2 tRNA genes and 2 rRNA genes are annotated in these 1,989 nt (G+C 53.6%); all 4 read right to left on the bottom strand.

Going from position 1 to position 1,989, the window contains the following annotated elements:
- Positions 1-1,019, bottom strand: a 23S ribosomal RNA gene (locus BF95_RS25120); the annotation flags it as partial.
- 283 nt (positions 1,020-1,302) lie between these two features.
- Positions 1,303-1,378 (bottom strand) — tRNA-Ala (locus tag BF95_RS25115).
- 8 nt (positions 1,379-1,386) lie between these two features.
- Positions 1,387-1,463 (bottom strand) — tRNA-Ile (locus BF95_RS25110).
- A gap of 190 nt (positions 1,464-1,653) precedes the next feature.
- Positions 1,654-1,989, bottom strand: a 16S ribosomal RNA gene (locus tag BF95_RS25105); the annotation flags it as partial.

The raw sequence follows: 1,989 nt of genomic DNA, 5'->3' as shown, positions 1-1,989 counted from the left end.
CCCTTTTGACGACGGACCTTAGCACCCGCCGTCTGTCTGCCGGACTAGACTCGTTGGTATTCGGAGTTTGGTTAGTGTTGGTAGATCTCGCGACCCCCGCAACCATCCAGTGCTCTACCCCCAACGGCAATCATCCGACGCTCTACCTCAATAGATTTTCGCGGAGAACCAGCTATTTCCCGGCTTGATTTGGCCTTTCACCCCTAAGCACAACTCATCCGACAATTTTTTCAACATTGAACGGTTCGGTCCTCCAGTGCGTGTTACCGCACCTTCAACCTGGTCATGCATAGATCGCCGGGTTTCGGGGTCTAAATGCATCAAAACTCTATCGCCCCTATTCAGACTCGCTTTTCGCTGCGCCTACACCTAACGGCTTAAGCTTGCTTGATACACTAAGTCACAGACCCATTATGCAAGAGGTACGCGGTCAGATCTCAAGGATCCTCCCACTGCTTGTAGGCATCCGGTTTCAGGTACTGTTTCACTCCCCTCATCGGGGTGCTTTTCACCTTTCCCTCACGGTACTGGTTCACTATCGGTCATGTACGAGTATTTAGGCTTGGAGGGTGGTCCCCCCATGTTCAGACAGAGTTTCACGTGCTCCGCCCTACTCGAGTCCTGATGCTTTGCTTTCACATACGGGGCTGTCACCCGCTATGGCGTGCCTTTCCAGACACTTCTGTTAACTAAGCACCAGGCACTGGCCTGGTCCGCGTTCGCTCGCCACTACTAACGGAATCTCGGTTGATGTCTTTTCCTCCGGGTACTGAGATGTTTCAGTTCTCCGGGTTCGCCTCACCAAAGCCTATTTTATTCAGCTTAGTGATACCTTTCCCATTTAACACGGGGCCAGCATTGCTGCTGGACCAGTCTTAAATGGTGAAGGTGGGTTGTCCCATTCGGAAATCGCGGGATCAAAGCTTGCTCACAGCTCCCCCACGCTTATCGCAGCGTGCCACGTCCTTCATCGCCTGTACATGCCAAGGCATTCACCAGATGCCCTTACCTCACGCTTGAGAGTCCACACCACCAACGACAGCACTGGAAGATGATCAAGTGCTTGAATGTCGTTCGATACGGTATGGTTATTAAACTCAGCCAGATAATCATTTTAGTGTACGACTTGTCGATCGACCTTCATCCGCCCAGCCTTGCGGCCAAACGCATAAAAACCAATCCCATGTCGCCACGGCATCGATTAAAAAACCCATTCACAATGTCAAAGAGAGGCGCTTGCGCCTCATATTGCCGGACGTGTCCGGCAAACTGCTGTCTTCATCTCTGGAAATATCGAGGGGATGGTGGAGCCTATCGGGATCGAACCGATGACCTGATGCTTGCAAAGCAACCGCTCTCCCAGCTGAGCTAAGGCCCCACATCAAATGGTGGGCCGGGGAGGAGTTGAACCTCCGACCTCACGCTTATCAGGCGTGCGCTCTAACCACCTGAGCTACCGGCCCATCGCTACCACAAGCAGACCGTAAACGGCCGCGGGGCGGCGTGAGCCTGCTCAGGCAGATACGTCTCGCTAGAGACGTATTTTCCAGGATGAAGGGACATGAGGACGGCGGCAATGTTCTTTGGAAATGACGAAGCTCTTCCAACCAAGCCAAGTTTCCTTGGGGCTGGCGCTTTCGTCACGATCCTTAGAAAGGAGGTGATCCAGCCGCAGGTTCCCCTACGGCTACCTTGTTACGACTTCACCCCAGTCTCTAAACCCACCGTGGTCACCTGCCTCTCTTGCGAGTTAGCGCAGTGCCTTCGGGTGAATCCAAATCCCATGGTGTGACGGGCGGTGTGTACAAGGCCTGGGAACGTATTCACCGCGGCATGCTGATCCGCGATTACTAGCGATTCCGCCTTCATGCTCTCGAGTTGCAGAGAACAATCCGAACTGAGACGACTTTTGGAGATTAGCTACCGCTCGCACGGTTGCAGCCCACTGTAGTCGCCATTGTAGCACGTGTGTAGCCCAGCGCGTAAAGG

The sequence above is a fragment of the Sphingobium sp. Ant17 genome, from assembly GCF_000588875.1.
In the GTDB taxonomy this organism is placed as follows: Bacteria; Pseudomonadota; Alphaproteobacteria; order Sphingomonadales; family Sphingomonadaceae; genus Sphingobium.
The sequence above is the reverse complement of the archived record's forward strand: the minus strand, read 5'-3'. Positions and strand labels throughout refer to the sequence as shown.